The 17631-nt window shown below is 57.1% G+C and carries 15 protein-coding genes; 7 read left to right on the top strand and 8 right to left on the bottom strand.

Annotated features, from left to right (window positions below):
- Positions 1 to 2 precede the first annotated feature (2 nt).
- The 5 genes from GSQ94_RS09935 (at position 3) to GSQ94_RS09915 (ending at position 4363) form a co-directional block, all read left to right on the top strand.
- Positions 3 to 461 (top strand): vitamin K epoxide reductase family protein, encoded by a 459-nt coding sequence (locus tag GSQ94_RS09935; protein WP_158943592.1) that lies wholly within the window; start codon positions 3 to 5, stop codon positions 459 to 461.
- A 104-nt stretch (positions 462 to 565) separates the two neighbouring features.
- Positions 566 to 964, top strand: coding sequence for a hypothetical protein (locus tag GSQ94_RS09930; RefSeq protein WP_158943590.1), 399 nt, complete (start codon positions 566 to 568; stop codon positions 962 to 964).
- A gap of 210 nt (positions 965 to 1174) precedes the next feature.
- On the top strand, positions 1175 to 2128 hold the full coding sequence (locus GSQ94_RS09925) for a dehypoxanthine futalosine cyclase (protein ID WP_158943588.1): 954 nt from the start codon (positions 1175 to 1177) through the stop codon (positions 2126 to 2128).
- Positions 2129 to 2396: 268 nt separating this feature from the next.
- Positions 2397 to 3899, top strand: coding sequence for a glycosyltransferase (locus GSQ94_RS09920; RefSeq protein ID WP_254063807.1), 1503 nt, complete (start codon positions 2397 to 2399; stop codon positions 3897 to 3899).
- Between the two features lie 83 nt (positions 3900 to 3982).
- The gene (locus GSQ94_RS09915; protein WP_158943584.1) at positions 3983 to 4363 is read left to right on the top strand and encodes a hypothetical protein; all 381 of its coding nucleotides are present in this window, start codon (positions 3983 to 3985) and stop codon (positions 4361 to 4363) included.
- Between the two features lie 89 nt (positions 4364 to 4452).
- Here the strand turns inward: GSQ94_RS09915 and GSQ94_RS09910 are convergent, their stop codons facing one another.
- From GSQ94_RS09910 to mreC, 7 genes are all read right to left on the bottom strand, one after another.
- A complete protein-coding gene (locus tag GSQ94_RS09910) occupies positions 4453 to 5448 on the bottom strand; it encodes an outer membrane beta-barrel protein (RefSeq protein ID WP_158943582.1) in 996 nt (331 codons plus the stop codon).
- A 265-nt stretch (positions 5449 to 5713) separates the two neighbouring features.
- A complete protein-coding gene (locus GSQ94_RS09905) occupies positions 5714 to 9460 on the bottom strand; it encodes an Rne/Rng family ribonuclease (protein WP_158943579.1) in 3747 nt (1248 codons plus the stop codon).
- Between the two features lie 615 nt (positions 9461 to 10075).
- Positions 10076 to 11176, bottom strand: a complete 1101-nt coding sequence (gene rodA / locus GSQ94_RS09900) for a rod shape-determining protein RodA (protein WP_158943577.1) — start codon at positions 11174 to 11176, stop codon at positions 10076 to 10078.
- A 15-nt stretch (positions 11177 to 11191) separates the two neighbouring features.
- On the bottom strand, positions 11192 to 13123 hold the full coding sequence (gene mrdA / locus GSQ94_RS09895; protein WP_158943575.1) for a penicillin-binding protein 2: 1932 nt from the start codon (positions 13121 to 13123) through the stop codon (positions 11192 to 11194).
- Positions 13124 to 13210: 87 nt separating this feature from the next.
- Positions 13211 to 13735, bottom strand: coding sequence for a rod shape-determining protein MreD (mreD, locus tag GSQ94_RS09890; RefSeq protein ID WP_158943573.1), 525 nt, complete (start codon positions 13733 to 13735; stop codon positions 13211 to 13213).
- 177 nt (positions 13736 to 13912) lie between these two features.
- The gene (locus tag GSQ94_RS09885) at positions 13913 to 14281 is read right to left on the bottom strand and encodes a rhodanese-like domain-containing protein (protein WP_158943571.1); all 369 of its coding nucleotides are present in this window, start codon (positions 14279 to 14281) and stop codon (positions 13913 to 13915) included.
- 96 nt (positions 14282 to 14377) lie between these two features.
- Complete coding sequence (mreC, locus tag GSQ94_RS09880; RefSeq protein ID WP_158943569.1) at positions 14378 to 15559, bottom strand: rod shape-determining protein MreC; 1182 nt, start codon at positions 15557 to 15559, stop codon at positions 14378 to 14380.
- A gap of 149 nt (positions 15560 to 15708) precedes the next feature.
- Here mreC and GSQ94_RS09875 point away from each other — a divergent pair, with 149 nt between their 5' ends.
- Complete coding sequence (locus GSQ94_RS09875; protein WP_158943567.1) at positions 15709 to 16314, top strand: cytochrome P460 family protein; 606 nt, start codon at positions 15709 to 15711, stop codon at positions 16312 to 16314.
- 13 nt (positions 16315 to 16327) lie between these two features.
- On the opposite strand, the gene GSQ94_RS09870 is transcribed toward GSQ94_RS09875, so the two are convergent.
- Positions 16328 to 17275 (bottom strand): alpha/beta hydrolase, encoded by a 948-nt coding sequence (locus tag GSQ94_RS09870; RefSeq protein WP_371417497.1) that lies wholly within the window; start codon positions 17273 to 17275, stop codon positions 16328 to 16330.
- Positions 17276 to 17548: 273 nt separating this feature from the next.
- Between GSQ94_RS09870 and GSQ94_RS21360 the strand changes: the two genes are divergently transcribed.
- A partial coding sequence (locus GSQ94_RS21360) for a GTPase (protein WP_254063806.1) occupies positions 17549 to 17631 on the top strand: 83 nt, incomplete at its 3' end.

Raw genomic sequence — 17631 nt, 5'->3', positions numbered from 1 at the left:
CTATGAAGTATCTGATTGCTCTACTGGCCATCGCGGGAATCGTGGTCTCAACCATGGCGCTTCACGTTCATTACATGGACCCCGCACTCGCTCCTCCCTGCGCCGTCACCGAGAAGTTCGACTGTGGCGCTGTCAATCACAGCCGCTTCGCCGTCTTCCCCCCGCGCACCTTCGACGAGGATCCAAAGGCAGGTTCGCACATCCCCGTCGCAATCCTCGGCATCATCGGCTATGCAACGATCGGCGTTCTTGCTCTGATGGGCCGCTGGTGGCTGGTCTTCGAGTTCGCCCAGGTTGGCTGCCTCTTCGCCGCATTTCTCAGCTACATCGAAGCCTACGTCCTGCAGAAGTGGTGCATCTACTGCCTGTGGTCGCAAGGCATCGTGACCGCCATACTGCTCACCACAGTCATAGCGCTCATCGTCAGGTGGCAACAGAACCGCACCGCACTCAACCCATAAATCCAATCCGAACGGCAACTTGCAACGCTGGACTACGATGAAGAATCACCAGACCGTAGCCGCCCTGAACGAGAAGCACAGAAGATAAAAACCCGGAGTAGCGTATGTGGTCAAAGGTATTTGCGCAGTTAGTGGAGTTGCTTCCGCACGTGTCCCGCCTGGTGCCAATGGCAGACAAGTACTTCTCCTCCAAAGCCTCCGCCGAGAAGGCTAATGAAGCCGCAATGGTAGCCATGGCCGAAGGAGTCCGCGGCGACCTCGGACAGGTTACCAAGGCGCACCTGGGTCTGTATCGTCAGCTTCAGGACCAAAGCGCGCAGATCACCGAAGTAAGTGAAGAACTTAAGCTCTTACGCCTCGCAGTGGAGCAGCACGATCACCGCATGGAGGCCATCGAGAAGCAGGTGGCGGCCTTTGGCTTGTGGCTCAAAGCCGGAGTTCCCATCCTGATCGCTCTCGTCTCCATGGTCGTCGTCCTCCTGGTGCGACTGCTCCAGCGGTAAGCCAATCCGCCCCAAAATAAACTTCAAAAAGGTGGCGCTTTTTTTTGTCGTCGAAAAAGTGACGGTTAAAACACCACATCAGCCACGCATCCCACCACGCTTACACCACCATTCCACCACGCCAAAAACACGGAAAAACGCAAAATTCCCTTGCAAAACAGCCTTTTTGCCTCCCCAGAATTTTTCCTCCGGAAACCGTAGAATAGAGCCATGGGAATTACCCGGAACGAAGCTCTGGACTGCTTTCGCAGCGATGATCTGATTGGAATCGGAATGGAGGCCGACGCCGTTCGCCGCCGCCTGCATCCCGAAGGAGTAGTAAGTTATGCCATCGACGGCAGAGTAACCTACACAGAATCCGCAACTGGCGCGGGTTTTGATCCGCTTTGCGAGAAGATCTCCCACATCGTAGCCATGGGCGGTAATGGCGTGATGCTGCAAGGCGAAGTTACCCCCGCACTCACCATCTCCTGGTTTGACGGCCTCTTTCGCAGCATCAAGCAGCGATTTCCCGCAATCTGGCTGCACTCTCTCTCAGCCACTGAGATCCTGTCGATCGCGGAGCAGTCCGGCGCAACCCTGCACGACACCATCGCCCTCCTGCACGATGCCGGTCTGGACTCAATCCCCGGTGATGACGCGGGTATTCTCGACGATGCCGTCCAGCAAGGCACCCGCACCAAATGGAAGACAGCAGACTGGCTGGCAGTCCACCGCGCCGCCCACGCACTCGGCATGCAGACCACCGCAACCATGACCTTTGGCTGCGGCGAGACGATGGAGCACCGCCTCAATCACCTTGAAACAGTAAGAACCCTCCAGGAAGAGACAGGCGGCTTTGCCTCCTTCACCCCTTGGAGCTTCGAGCCAAAAGCCTCATCCCTACAGGGGTTTGAAGAGGCAACCGTGGTGGAGTATCTCAAGACGCTGGCCATCTCACGCATGTATCTCGACAACATCGAGAACGTGCAATCGAACCTCGAAACCCAGGGGCTCAAGGTCCTTCAGGTAGGCTTACGCTTTGGCGGCAACGATGTAGGCAGCGTCATGCTCGCCGAAGGGTCGAACGCCGCGACCGAAGAGCAACTCCGGCAGGTAATCCGCGATGCGGGATTCAAGCCCGTACAGCGCGATACCGTCTACCGAACGATGTTCCTGAACTAAGCAGGTAGCTCCGCTGATCGAACTCTCGCAGACGTTTGAAACAGATTTCAAGCGTCAATTCGCGTAGAATCGGATCGGTACGCTACCTTCCAGCGGAGCAACGATCCTGCAACTTTATCTTCAAACATTGACGTCTCAACTCGCGTTGCTGCTCGCTCCAAAGGGCCTTGGCCACTATTGGAAGACGCACTACGCGGACAAGACGTTCGAGCATCTGTACCGCTGGAATGCGTTCGATACGGCGATGCTGATTCCCTACTTCATCGTCATGATTATTCTGGCGTTCTACGGGGTTCACCGTTATCAGTTGGTATGGCTCTACTTCCGAAATAAAAAGAATGCCGCTAAGTGGAGCGAGCCGCCGATGCGGTTTGCCGAAGGGCAACTGCCATTCGTAACCATTCAACTGCCCATCTTCAACGAGCAGTTTGTGATCGAACGATTGATTGAGGCCGTCTGCAGACTTGACTATCCGAGAGACCGCTTCGAGGTCCAGGTGCTCGACGACTCAACCGACGAGACGACCGAAGTAGCACGGGATATCGTCGAACGATACGCGCGCGGATTTGCCGGAGTGGCTCCGCAGCCCATCGTCTATCTCCATCGCACCAACCGGCATGGTTACAAGGCTGGAGCTCTCGACAAAGGGCTCGATGTAGCTCGCGGTGAGTTTGTAGCGATCTTCGATGCAGACTTCGTACCCCCGCGCCAATGGGTGATGCAGGTCATTCACCACTTTGCCGAACCCGGCATCGGCATGGTGCAGACACGGTGGACTCACTTGAACCGCAACTACAGCTTCCTGACGCAAGTGGAAGCTATCCTGCTCGATGGTCACTTCGTACTCGAGCATGGAGGCAGAAGTCGCGCCGGAGTGTTCTTCAACTTCAACGGCACGGCGGGAATGTGGCGGCGCGAAACGATCTCAGCCGCCGGCGGCTGGCAACATGACACGCTCACCGAGGACACCGACCTGAGCTACCGGGCGCAGCTCGTTGGTTGGCAGTTCAAATATCTCCAGGACGTCGAGTGCCCCGCAGAGTTGCCCATCGAGATGACCGCCTTCAAAACCCAGCAGGCACGATGGGCGAAGGGCCTTATCCAGACCGGGAAAAAAATCCTGCCTCGCATATTGAAGAGCGACGCGCCGTGGCATACCAAGCTCGAGGCGTGGTATCACCTTACCGCGAACATTAGTTATCCGCTGATGATAGTCCTGAGCGTACTGCTCATGCCTGCGATGATCATCCGTAGCTGGCAGGGGTATATCCAGATGCTCCTGATCGACTTTCCTCTCTTCATCGCAAGCACCATGTCGGTCTCGACGTTCTACATGGTCAGCCAGAAGGAGCTCTACCCCAAGAGCTGGTACAAGTCGATCATCTACGTCCCCTTCGTGATGGCTCTGGGCGGAGTAGGACTGACGATCACCAATACCAAGGCCGTGTTGGAAGCGCTGTTCGGAGTGAAGAGCGCATTTGCCAGGACACCAAAGTACAGCGTGAAGAAAAAGGGGGAGAAGAGCCAGGCGAAGGTCTACCGCAAACGGCTCGGTGTGATCCCATGGATTGAGTTGGCGATCGGATCCTACTTTGCCTGGACGGTCTATTATGCGATCTCGACGGAGAACTTCTTCACCGTCCCCTTTCTTGTGCTGTTCGTCTTCGGCTATTGGTACACGGGCCTTCTAAGTCTGCTCCAGGGACGCTTTGAGCGCAGCCGCGACCCTGACGAAGAGATGCACGAAAAGCCCTATCCAGTGGGGGTCTAAGGGCTTGTCCTGCTAGACTGGCTTTCTAGATCTCCAAAGAAGCTGCCGAAAAGATCGCGGCACAGGACACCCAAGATAGGCTCATGATTACTGGCACTTTTCTTATACTTGCACTCGTTCTTGGATATCTGGTGGTAGTCGGCCTGTGGATGGCTGCCACCTTCGGCATCACTGCGGCTTCGCCCAGTCTCGTTACAGAAAACTACCGAATCACCCGAAGATACAAGTTCATTCAGGATGGGGTCTGGTTTATCTGCACGATTGTAGGCGCCTACATGACAGCCCTCGTTCTCGGCAAAGATCACTCCCCGTGGCTGGGCGGAACCACCTTGATCGTAGTGCTTGTCGGCGTACTGTGGAGGAATGCCTGGGAGATGCGTCAGCGTGGGGTAGGTCATCAGATCGTGATGAGCTTCGCCACGATTCTGGGTGTTGGCGCTGGATTTTTTCTTCGTTTGAAATAGGCCCCTGCGAGAAAAACGGTGGCACACAAACGTTAAAAAAGAAGAGAGGCATAAAGCCTCTCTTCTTTGCAATTAACCGCAGGGAAGTTTTAGAAGCGGAGACCAAAGGTAATCGGAATATAGCTCGTCTTCGCGCTATTCTGCGGGAACACGTTGAAGCCGTTTCCATTGGCATCTCCATAAGAGAAGGTCCGCGCCGAATTGAACGTGTAGACGTATCGTCCCTCGACAAAGAAGCGCGTGGAAGCAAAGCGCGACAGCTTGTAGGTAAAGCCGAGACCACCGTTTACACCAAAAGCATTGCTTGTGTATTTGTCGATCGTTTGATTGGCTTGAAACTCAACCGGACCAAAGAAGGTGTCTTCCTCTTCGATAGCCGGCGTTGTGATGTTAGCGGTCTTGTGATAAAAACCTGCGCCAACTACGACATATGCGCCCTTGGTATCCGACGTGTAGTAGTTGAAGATCGGATTCAGGGTAAAAGACCAGTCGTGGCTGCTTCCACCGATCTGCGACAGTGGGTTACCGTTCTGATCCGTAGCAAAGATAGGCGGACCGTTGTAGATCGCCAACAGATTATTCAGGGTAGAGGTGTTGATGCCGAAGTTATCGTAGTCGAACTGGGCGATAACGCCAAAAGTCTTATTGAAGTTGCGCCCGACACCGCCTTGGATCTTCCAGCTTGTATCAAGGACGCTATGCGTTGTGCCTACTGGCAACGTAAAGCCTCCACCCACGACGAAGGTGTACTTTGACGAACCATCAGGATTGGTGTGGCTGTCCCCATAATTGGGACGGCTGTAGCGACGGCGTGGCGGCGGTTGGTTCGCGTCGCTGCTGAGATTAAAGTCCACCGCGTTGGCGGTCTCGACGCTGCCCGTGCTGCTGCTGTAGCCAAGATCGTCCGGGATAGACAGATTGAGTGGCGCCGACAAACTCGTCTTTAGATTTACCGGCGGAAGCGATAGAGCCGTGCCGGCGGACTGCTGCGCGTGAAGGCCCAGGGTCCCCGCTGCCGCAAGAAAGGTGACGGCTGCGGTACGGCCCAGGATACGGTTAAGGCGATTCCCAGTGTTGGTGTGCATCTTTGTGTGGCTCCCTTGGTGCTTTTGAGGTTCTTCAATGGCTTGAACCCGACTGCAACACGCTTGTTGTGTAAGACGCAGGAAATGTCGTTTAGGATGACATCCTTGCGACGGTTTTTACATTCTGCGTCCACGGCAAGACGTTGAACCGGGAATAGTTACGGGCGGCCTCGTAAAGGACGCCCGTAAGGTTTGCATGTGCAGACCGGTAGTTTTGAGAGAATGGGTCACGAGTCTACGCCCGTAACCCTCTCCTCAAAGCGGTCTAGTGAATGTCAAACTGCTCGGGATGGAGGCTGGGATCGGACTTGACGAGAATCGTCTTTCCGACCATCTCTTCCATCTCCTGAAGCCACTTCGTCCCCGGAGCCTTGAGCTGTTTGACAACTTCAGGGTTGACGCGAAGCATCACGTCGCCACGGTCGAGATGCTTCTGCATCTTGCGCATCTCGATGTAGATATCGTTACACACGGTGACTGGCGACTTCACCATGCCGGTACCGGTGCAGACGTTACATGTAGTCGACAGAGTCCGCTCAAGCGACTGTTTGACGCGCTTGCGGGTGATGGCGACGAGACCGAAGTCGTTGAACTGAAGAACCTTCGACGGAGCACGATCACTCTTCAACTCTTCTTCGAGCGCGGCCATCACCTTGTTGCGATTCTTGCGCTCATCCATATCGATGAAGTCGATGATAATAATGCCGCCAAGATCGCGCAGGCGAATCTGCCGCACGATCTCAGGGATCGCGTCGAGGTTTGTCTTCACGATCGTATCTTCAAGACGAGCCGTCTTGCCGACGAACTTTCCTGTGTTGATGTCGATCGCGACCAGGGCTTCGGTCTGGTTGATGACGATGGAGCCGCCGGACTTCAGCCATACCTTACTGCGCAGGGCCTTGTTGATCTCTTCGGTGATACCGAACTGCTCGAAGAGCGGAGTCTCCTTGGTGTAAAGCTTCACGCGGCGAATAAGGGACGGCTGAAAGCGTTGCAGGAAGCGCAGCACGCGTTCGTACTCGCTCTCGCTGTCTACCCAGATAGCAGAGAAGTTGTCCGTCACTTGGTCGCGAAGGATGCGTTCGACGAGATTCAGATCGTGGTAGATCAGCGCCGGTGACTTGGACGACTCCGAACGCTGCTTGATATCGGCCCACAGATTCAAAAGGAAGCGGAGGTCAGAGCGAAGCTCCTCTTCACTGGCTCCCGAGGCTGCAGTACGAACGATAAAGCCGCCAGCGGCCTCACCCTTCTCACTCAACAGAATCTCCTTCAGACGCCGACGCTCCCCATCGGATTCGATCTTGCGCGACACACCGGTGTGGTTGACCGTCGGCATAAAGACCAGGAAACGGCCGGGAAGCGCAATGTGGGACGTGATGCGGGCGCCCTTCTTCGCGATTGGCTCCTTCGCAATCTGGACGAGAATCTCCTGACCAGGCTTGAGCAGTTCGCTGATCGCCGGAAGGTTTGTGGACTGCATGGAACTCCGGCCGCCTCGGCGATCACGGCCGCCACCACTGCTGCTTGCGCGCTCGCGATCTCCTGCTCCCCCCGTGTTGCGGGGACGATCTCCACGGTCGCCACTGCTGCTGCGACCATAACGTTCGCCTCGACGGCCATCTCGACGCCCATCGCGGCGCCCTCGGCTCCGGTCTTGGTCGCGATTGCGATCGGGCGACGGCGCTGCCGCACCAGCCTGCTTCTGATCGGAGCCGTTGGCAGCTGCGAACTCATCACCTTCGGTGAACCCTTCGTGGAGAACGTCTTCCTCTGTGTCCGACTCGTCGAGATCCTCCTCGTCCGCCTCCTCAAGACTTTCGCTCAAAGGGTCGTGAATCGCATCCTCTTCTTCGAGATCGTCCTCATCCTCGTCCTCGACGTTGCCACGAGTAATCTGATCGATGGACATCTCGCGAAGCATGGTGCCCAGATCGGCAGCGCCCTCAAGCGTCTCCTCCTCGTCGAAGTCATCCATCTCTTCAATAGAGCTGGCGTGGAGAGTCGTGTTGAAATCCTCTTCTTCGAAAGTCTCTTCTTCGAGTAAGCCTTGGCCCGGCGCAAAGTGCTGCGAAACGGCCTCATCTGCAATGACGTTCTCAACAGGGTTTGCGATCGCCGTCTCATGCTCGATCGGCGAAACGGTCTCGGTCGCATGTTCTGGAGTAAAGGTGGCAACCGGAGCTTCCGAGTGCATCTCGCCGGTCGCATGGAGCGTCGTCAGCTCATGCGCTGCGGGAGCTGTCTCGGCGTTGGCCTCAGAGATCGACTCTGCGTGCGCTGACGTTGGAGTCTGCCAGTCGAATCTCTCGAACTCAGTCTGCTCGGATTGTGCATGCAGCGGCGCTACCGGCTCACCAGGGCCAGGCGTGATGCTGTGAGCCGCGCTTTGATCGTGCAGCTGCGATTCGACGAAAGCCTCTGACTGAACTTTCTCTGGCGCATCCTGATGCGGCGCGGTCTGATCTGGCGCGTCCAGAACCGGTGCGCTCTGGCGGTACTCACTCGGAGCAGCAGGATCGATGCGGTAAGAAGCAGAGGCATCGGTCGGCTCGTATTCGACCTGCTCAGACGGAGCCTCATGTTGGAGCTGCTCCGAAGAGATGAGTTCGGGATGCGTCGCAAGTAGAACCTCGGGCTGCTCCTCGATGGTCTCGGCGACACTGAATCCTTCCGCCTCGCGAATGACCTCCGCACGTGGCTCGGGAGCCACCGGACTCGCATTGCGATAATCGGCGCGAGCCTCCTGACGATGCTCCGCACGCGGCTCATTACGGCTCTCTTGGCGGCGATGGCGTGACAGAGACTCTCCAGGAAGGGTAGCGCCTCCATCCCAACCGGCAGGAATCGCGTACTCCGGCGCTGCCGGAAGAATGATGTTTGCGTCGGCTGCCTTCGGGGTCGCTGCAACTGTCTCTTCTCCACCCTTGCGGTACTTGGAGAGTGACTCGCCTGGCAGAACGATGGGTTCAGGAGCATTCGCATCAAGTTCAGGCGCCTGATTGTAAGCAGGAGCGTCGTCTACTCCATAGAGTGAAGTCTTCGGTGCAAATCCGCGCGGAACCCGTGGTTCACGGTCGCGGCCGCCACGATTGCGATCGCCTCGTCCGTTGCGATCTCCACGGTCATTCCCTCTGGGCCGCTCGCCGCGATCAGTATTCTCCGGCGCAACATTCGTGGACTCGGTCGAAACATAAGCGGAGGCGATTGGAGCCGTGCTGCTCGCGGTGATGGTCGGTGCCGCAGCCCCGTCAATCTCGAACGACTCTTCTTCATAGCCCGCCTCGCCCGAGGCCGTAGCCGGGGTTGCTCCTACGGCGCTTGGCGTCTCGTCCCGCTGACCTGGACCACGGCCACGGCGGCGGCCGCGACGGCCACGCCAGCGGCGGCTGCCATCGGCACCTGGAGCACCTTCGCCAATCTCGCCCCCATCGTTGCTGTCGGTGACAATGTTCTCCGTCGAAGGATCGGCAGAAAGAAACTCAGCAACCGGTGCGTTGTAAGTGTCGTTGGGCGAGGTAGGCGCAAGCGGATCGGCGATGGGCTGACGATCACGGTTGCCGCCGCGGTCACGTCGTCCTCGTCCACCCCGGCTACGGTCGCCACGGCCACTGCGTTCGCCGCGGTCCGTACGTTCGGAAGAGCTATTGCCGGAGTCAGTAGTCTGGTCGAGCCGGTCCGGAGGACTGGCAACAGTGCCTTCCAGGGTAGGAGCGCTCCCGTTGCGGCGTCCCTCGGGACGACGTCCGGAGTCGCTCGTATCGAAGTCAGCCGAGTCCCCGGCCTCCTCCATGAAATCGGTGATGTAAAGGAACGCATCCCGTTCGAGGCCAATATCCACGAAGGAGGACTGCATGCCCGGCAGGACGCGAGTGACCTTACCGTTATAAATAGATCCAGCGAGAGTGTATTCGTTCTCTCGCTCGTAGTAGATCTCAGTGAGGGCGTCGTCTTCGACAATGGCGAGACGAGTCTCGTGGGGGGTACTGGAGATGTAAATTTCTTTCGACATTCGCTGTGCTCTTTCTGCCCGGCCTCTATTGAGAGGGTGCGAGCGGCAGACGCGACAGAGAACAATCGGGAGTTAGCCTGACCCGGAGGGGCCAGGTTTGGCTCACCGTGGAGCGGACAGATTACGGGCTGCGGAAGCGCGTGAACAAAACTCGACGACCGGTGTGAGATAGGAGTACAGCTCTGCCCTAAATGCAACTGCTGCGCTCAATGGGAGCGCGGCTAGGGCGATACCGGATAAATCGGGGACACGGGGGGATGCTTCAAGCAATTCGAAACATGCGGAGTTTGTGACCAAAACAACCTCAAAATCAACAACTTGAGGCGGGGCCGTTCGCCATCCGGATGCAATCATTCCCTAAAACCTGTCCGGCCAACGGATCGATGTCTCTGGCTGGCCGGCCTTTTCTTCTAAAAAGTCTTTGTTGCCGCTGATTGGCGACCGTGCGCCGAAATATAGCGGGTACACTGAGCGGCATCTACAGCCGAACAGGTGTTGCTAACAGTATTGCACTAAAGCTGCTGCAAAAGCCACACAGTATTAACAATCCTTTATTGTCCAACCATAACCCCTTGCGATAAATCGGATTACGCTCACCAACCCGGCCCGGGAACGCTAGTTGACGAAGCGGCGCATACGAATATTCATCACAATGCCAAGCGACAAAAAGGTAAACAGAACCGACGACCCGCCGTAGCTCAGCAGCGGCAAAGGTATCCCCGTCACTGGCATCAGGCCCACCACCATCCCCACATTCACCGCAATCTGGAAGACGATCACTGCGACCACCCCCATAATGATGAAGCTGCCGGGCAGGTCCGAAGCCGTCTGAGCATTTTGAATCAGCCGCATCAAAATCAGGAAATACAACAGCAGCACACCGACGGCGCCCACAAAGCCATGCTCCTCGCAGAACGCCGCAAAGATGAAATCGGTATAAGGAATCGGTAGAAAGTCGCCCTGGGTCTGTGTCCCCTTATTCGCGCCCTTGCCCCAGATACCACCCGAACCCACCGCAATCAGTGACTGGCGAATTTGATAGCCGGACCCGCGTGGGTCGGAATCAGGATTGATAAACGCATTGATACGAGCCTGCTGATACGGCTTCAGGTGCTTGCCGCTCTTCCACGCCACGCCGCCGATAAGCGCAATGGCAAGCACAATCAATCCAACCTGCTTCACCCGGATGCCGCCGAGGAACAACCCAATCAGCAGAATAGGAAGATAGGTGAGCGCCGTCCCCAGATCAGGCTGCTTCAAAACTAGCGCCATGGGGATGATGACCATCGCAGCCCCTTCGCCGATATCGGCCCACGTAAGCTCCTTCCCGGCCAACCCCCAGAAATAGCGGGCCACAGCGAGGATCAGAACAAGCTTGACCCACTCCGAAGGCTGAAAGTGGATGCCACCGGGAAACTTGATCCAGCGCCGCCCGCCCAGCACCTTCGTCCCGACAATCAGAACGGCAACCAGCGAGAGCACACTGATCCCATAAGCCCAGTGGATGATATCGAGCAACCGGTGATAGTCGATCAACGAGATAACGAACATCAGGAACAGCCCGCCGGCTAGAAACTGAATCTGCTTGTGATCGAACCCGTGGAACTTTGTTTGGAGCGTGGCCGACTTGATCTCAAGCACAGAGATCAGCGACAGCAGCAGAACGAATCCCAGGAGAACCCAGTCGAAGTCGCGATAGGACGAGAGTCGGGGCATAGTGGCTGATCGGTCCTATTCTGCGCTGGGTACGGTAGGAGTTGCGTTGGCGGTGGTCTCGGGCTTGGCTGGCTCGGGCGTAGTAGCAATGCGAATGTTGTTCTCGCGCTTGCGTTGTTTGTTCACGAACGCATCAATAATCTGTGAGGCGAGCTTAGCGGAGTTATTCCCCCAGTTCCCGTGCTCCCACAGCACCGCAACCACGATATCTGGATTGCGCCGCGGAGCCATCCCGACAAACCATGCGTTAGGTTCGGTGTTGTGTCCTTTGCTGGTCTTTGCCAGCGCGTCATGGCCGATAACCTGGGCTGTGCCCGTCTTCCCCGCGAAGTCCACGCCTTCAAGGTGCGCAGCGTAAGCCGTCCCGATGGGGCTACTCGTAACATTGGCCATGGCATCGGTGATCAACTGCCAGTTCTCCGTCGTCAGCGGAATCGTCGCATCGCCAGAACCGGGAAAAGACTCCTGAATCGCCTGCTGCATGTCCGAAGGAACCTCATCGGCAAACACAACATGCGGACGCCGCAGCACTCCACCTGAAGCAATACCGCTCAGCGCGCGGGCAAGCTGCATCGGAGTCGCAGTCACCGCACCCTGACCGATCCCCACCGAGATCGTCTCACCGGCGAACCACTTATCATGCTGAGTCTTCAGCTTCCATGCCGTCGAAGGCATCGTGCCCGCTACTTCATCCGGCAAGTCGATTCCGGTCTTCTGGCCGAGCCCAACTGAAGTCGCATACTTCGCAATCGTATCGATGCCGAGCCTGTTCGCCAGCGTGTAGTAGAACGTGTCGCAGGAGTACGGAATCGCGTTATTGATATCCACCGCGCCATGGTGTTTGTCGCAGGCGTAGAAGTGACCGTAAAACTCCGCCCCGCCATTGCAGCTCACATGCATCGTCTGGGCGACATTCTCCTGCAGCCCTGCCACCGACATAATGATCTTGAACGTGCTACCCGGCGCAAGCTGTGCCTGCAGGCTCTTGTTCAACAGCGGATGATCCGGGTTATTCAGAATCTCGTTCCAGTAGCTCTTGGTCAGCCGCACAGAAAACTGGTTCGGATCATAAGTAGGCCGCGACACCATCGCAAGAATCTCGCCCGTATGCGGATCCATCGCGACAATCGCGCCGTTCTTCCCATCAAGAGCCTTCTCTGCCGCGATCTGCAGATCGAGATCGATCGTCAGCTTCAGATCTTTACCGGGCGTAGCCAGCTCCTGCCCAAGGTGGCCAAGCTCCTTGCCGTGGCTGTTGACGATCACGTCGCGGCTGCCATCCTTGCCGCGAAGCAGCGCGTCATAGGTCTGCTCCACACCAGAGCGCCCCACCACGTCACCCGGAGAATAAAACGCATAGCGCGGGTCATCGAGCATCTGCTCCGAAACCTCGCCGACATACCCGATCAAATGCGCGGCAAACCCATCCCGGGGATAGAGCCGCCTCTGCTCATCCAGCGTCTCAAGCTCTGGAAGCTCATCGCGATGCGCCGCAATAAAGGCCTGCTCGTCAGGCGAAATATCCTGCTTCAGCGGAATCGGCTGATACTTCGGAGCGATCTGGTACCGGCGCAGCGTCGACTGAATCTGCTCAATAGGAATGTGAAGCCCCTGCGCGATCAGCGGCAGGTCCGCGTCAAGATCTTTCACCTGCTCCCGCAGCAGATAGCAGGAGACCGAAGGATAGTTATCAACCAGCAAACGGCCTTCACGATCGAACAGCCGTCCGCGAGGAGCGAGGATCGGAACCTTGCGGATCCGGTTGGCCTCCGCCAGCGCACGAAAGTTATCGGCACCAAGCACCTGCAGACGCCACAGACCCGTCAGCAGCACGATCAGAATGATCGCAACCCCGTACTGCGCCGCGTGCAGTTTGCCTGCGGACACCTTCTCGGCCTTCCCGTTAGGGCCGAGATCCTCGGGATCAATATGGTGGCTTAGTTGCATGCTTATCTCAGTTTACTTCTGCTGGAACCTGTTTCGATCTACCACTGTTGGGGCGTGAGTCCCTGTTAGACGATTGCATCTCCGCTTCTACTCCCTGCGTTTGGCGTTATCGAGCAGAAAAAAGATGGGAAGCGCAACCGCGGTATTGATCGCAGCACGAATCAGCTCATGTCCCCAATAAATGTGAAAGTTGGTCAAGCCAAGCAGCCGGCGATTAATCAGGAAGAGCAGAAAGCTATTCATAAGAAAGAACCCGAAGTTGATCAAAATGCGAGTCGTAAGGTTCTCAACATCGATCTGAATGCCGATACTCGCCGCGATATACCCGATCACCGACTTCGCCATGCCGTTGACCCCGATAGGCTGGGCCGTCAGGGCGTCCTGAAGCAGCCCGATCGCCGCTCCGGTCAGAGTCCCGGCCACCGGATTGCGCCGCGAGACAGCAAAAAAAACGGTGACGATCAAAGGAAGATCGAGAATCGCCAGGCGCGGAAACGGCCTCGGGAGCAGCGCCTGCAGCAGAATCGCGCCCAGCGGCACCAGCAGCGCAACGGCAGGGGGAAAGCTGTGCTGCTCAAGCTCTCGACGGGATGTAAAGCTGCGGGTAGCCATGGTCTCTCTAGCGGTCTGCTACAGCTGAGGGTTAGGGGACTGGGTCGTGTCCGGTGAAGGGTTGGGCTTTGCGCGGCTTTGACTGCTCAGGCTTCGAAACCGCTAGCTTATCTCGCCCATTGCTGTAGAACTTTTGCTCTTACTTTGGCGCGGGGTTAGCTTCACGTCATACAAACTCTATTTCTCTGTCGGCAAACCTTTCTCGAGCCACTCACGGTAGCCTCCATCCATCGAAGCGACGTTTACGTAACCCATCTTCTGTAGGCTGTCAGCGGCAAGTGCCGATCTAAAACCGCCTCCGCAATACAAGATAATCGGCGCTTTTTTGTCGGGAATTGTTGTCTCGATATCGCGTTCGATCACGCCTTTTCCTAGGTGAACGGCTCCTACGGCACGTCCCGCGCGAAACTCATCGTCTTCACGGACATCGACAAAATGAAATATCTCACCGTGGCTTCGCTTCGCGACCACCTCATCAATGGTCACTTGACTAATGTTCTTCTTCGCTTTTTCGGCAATATTGAGAAACCCTGGTGAATGCTCCACTTAACTCTTCTCCTCTAAAGCAAACTTACTCGTAGTTCAATCCAATCTGTCGCAAGGATGGCTCTTGAGAACCACCCGCTCTTCAAAGATCTCGACTCAGTTCAGATCCTTCTCGTTGGGCGGCTCTGCTGCTCCGGGCTTCAGATCCGAAGCCGAGGGAGTTGCACCCGGCGAGTAGCGGTCCGAGTGAATCGTCGGAAGCGGCTTCGGGACCACGCTGACCGGCGGAGTGGTCGCGGGCGGAGCGGCAGTTCCTGGCTTCGCTTCGTCCTCGCCCTCGTGAATACTTGGCAGCCGGTCGGCGACAATCTGGGCGGCAGAGCGAGCTGCAGCCTCGGCAGCCTGCTGGTCTGCAATCTGTTTCGCCGCAGCCTGCGCCTCGGCTGTGGTAACCCCTGCCGCCAGATCCTTCTGGGCCTGAGCCGAAAGCGTAGTCTGGGTGCCCGTAATGACCAGGACCTCCTCCAACTGGTTCAGGTTCGCCGCCGGCCGAAGCTGGATCAGGGTGTAAGGCTGATGGTCAGGGTCGATCTTGATCGATTCGATCGTTCCCACCGCAAGACCCCTCGGATAAACCTGGTCGCCTCCCGAGCTCAGAACCTGCTCGCCTGGCTTGATGCGGTTGTCGGGAGTCAAATTGTTGATCAAAATCTGCCCAGTCGTACTCCCCCGAAGAATCGCCCGAATTCTAGTCGTAGCAAGCAATACCCCCGCACCCGAGGTCTGGTCATTGATAAGCAGCACCTGGGACGTATGCGGAAAGACATCGCGAATCTTGCCGACGATGCCATCCGGAGTGATGACCGCCTGATCCGTCTTCAACCCATCCTTCGAGCCTTTGTCGATATAGATCACCCGCGAAAGATCGTTCCCGCTCGTTCCGATCACCTGCGCCGCAACCGTAGTCGAAACATAATGCTGTTGAAAGTCCAGCATCGCCTGCAGCCGGTGACCCTGCATGGCATCTTCGGCAAAGGACGCCTGTTCCAACCGCAACCGCGCAATCTGATCCTGCAGATCGTGGTTCTCCTGCCTGGTGTGCCGAAGATCGACATAGTTAGACCACCCATGCCGAAACGTATACCCAATCCCATGGAAGAACCGCTCAAACGGACTTACCACGGAGACCGCCCAATAGCGGATTAACGTGACCTTGCTGCTATCCGGCGCGCCCGACTCCACTGGCCGGCGAACCTGCACGGCAAGCCCTATCGTCTGCGCGAGCAGAATCGCGACCAGCACCAGAACATTCTTGAAGCGTGTAAAGAAAGATTCCATGCTCTGGCATTGATTATCTGCGAAGTGACGCGCGTGCGGAGGTGGCGTGCTGGATGCGCAGTACAACTTTTTGCTCAGAACCTCGGAACGAACTCTGCCGGCACCCCGTACTGCCATGAGACCCTGATCCTGACTTTCGCGAGGTTCCCATGCTCCGTTCCGCGCTTCTTCTACTCTCTCTCGCCGTCCTTCCCCAACAGGAGACGGTCCGGTCATACGGAGACATGGCCAACGGCGACGGCCTCAGCTACACCGCAGACGGTCAGTTCAAGATGCCGGAGAAGTACCGCGAATGGATCTTTCTCAGCTCAGGCCTGGACATGAGCTACAGCCCCAAAACCTCCATGGCCGGCCACTCCATGTTCGATAACGTCTTCGTAAACCCGTCATCCTACCGCGTCTTTCAACAAACCGGCACCTGGCCTGACAAGACCACACTCGTCCTCGAGCAACGTGGGGCACAGGGCGCCAGCTCCATCAACAAGAATGGCCACACCCAGTCACCGGAGATCATGGCCTTGGAAGTCCACGTCAAGGACGCCAAACTCGAAGGCGGCTGGGGATTCTACGAGTTCGACGGATCGCCCACCGCGAAGATCGTGAAGCGCCCGGCCTCCTGCTATCAATGCCATGAAAGCCACGCCGCCGTCGACACTACCTTCGTCCAGTTCTACCCAACCTTGCTCGCACTGGCCAAGTCCAAAGGCACCCTAAGCCCGGCCTACCTTAAAGACATCAGCACTCCGACTCAGTAGAAGTAACCGGCCTCTACCTCTGCTGAAACAGCAGCGGAGCAAAGTGCACCAGGTTATCGCGCCAAACCATCCACGCATGAAACCCCGGAGTCTCGATCTGCGTCACTGGCATATCTCTGCTCTTCAAAAACTTCACCAGCTTGCGGTTCGGGTCGATCAGCGAATCCTCGGTTCCGCACGCAATCCACAACAGGTGAAGATTCGCCGTCTTCGGCTCAACTCCAGCCAGCTTCCGCTTGTAATCAAGGTTATGCACCGCCGAGCTGAACCCACCAATCCACCCAAACTCACCCGGATGGCTAAGCCCAACCTCAACGCTCTCCAGCCCGCCCATCGAAAGACCCGCAATCGCCCGGTCGTTCCTGTCCTTCGAGACGTGGTACTCCGACTCCACGCGCGGCAAAATCTCCTTCAACAGCGCCTCTCCAAACAGATCCGTATTGCGATCAATCGCCGCCGAATCCTCCCACACACTGAAGCTATTCAGAAAAGACATATCGCCATACGCAAGTGGCATCACCACTACCATCGGCTTAATCTTCCCATCGGCCAGCAGATTGTCGAAGATCAGATCAGCCTGCCCCACCGCCGTCCAGCCTTCCTCCGAATCGCTCCAGCCGTGCAGCAGGTACAGCACCGGATAGGGCTTCTTCGCCTTCGCATCGTACCCAGGCGGCGTGTAAACGTAGTATCGGCTCTGATTCTGCGGAAGCCCGACCACTATCCCGCTGGTATACGTGTGGCGATGCAGCGTGCCATGCGGAACATTGGTCTCCTCCCAGGGCTGCGGTCTCTCGCCAGGCACCGTCAGCAGGTTGGAGATATCGACCAGGTTCGCCGTAGTGTACGGATTCGCCGGATCGATCCTCAGATCGCCATCTGCCTCAAACGTGTAGTTATAAATCTCCGGCGGAAGCACTGGACTCGTTGCCGTCCAGACACCGGCGGCATCTTTTTCCATGGGCAGCTTCTGCGCCTGCCCCTCCAGCACCAGATCGACCTTCGTCGCGGCAGCGTCTCTGTAACGAAACGTAACGCTGCGGTCGGGATGAATCTCCGTCGAATGAAAGGGAGAGATCGCCTGGGCAGTGAGGAAGAGTGGGGCAGTAACAAGAGATAGCAGGGCCAGACCTCGAGCGGATCTATACGCAATCCGCAGTTGCTTGAAATTCATAGCAGCCAGTTTAGCCGACGATCCCGCTCCAGACCCTGACAACAGCGCATAATAAAGACAATGGCCTTTCGCTCTGGTTTCGTCTCTATCATCGGTCGCCCCAACGCGGGCAAGTCCACCCTGCTCAACGCCCTGCTCGGGCA

It is taken from the genome of Granulicella sp. S190 (genome assembly GCF_009766095.1).
GTDB lineage: Bacteria > Acidobacteriota > Terriglobia > Terriglobales > Acidobacteriaceae > Edaphobacter.
This window is presented reverse-complemented; position numbering and strand designations above follow the sequence as displayed.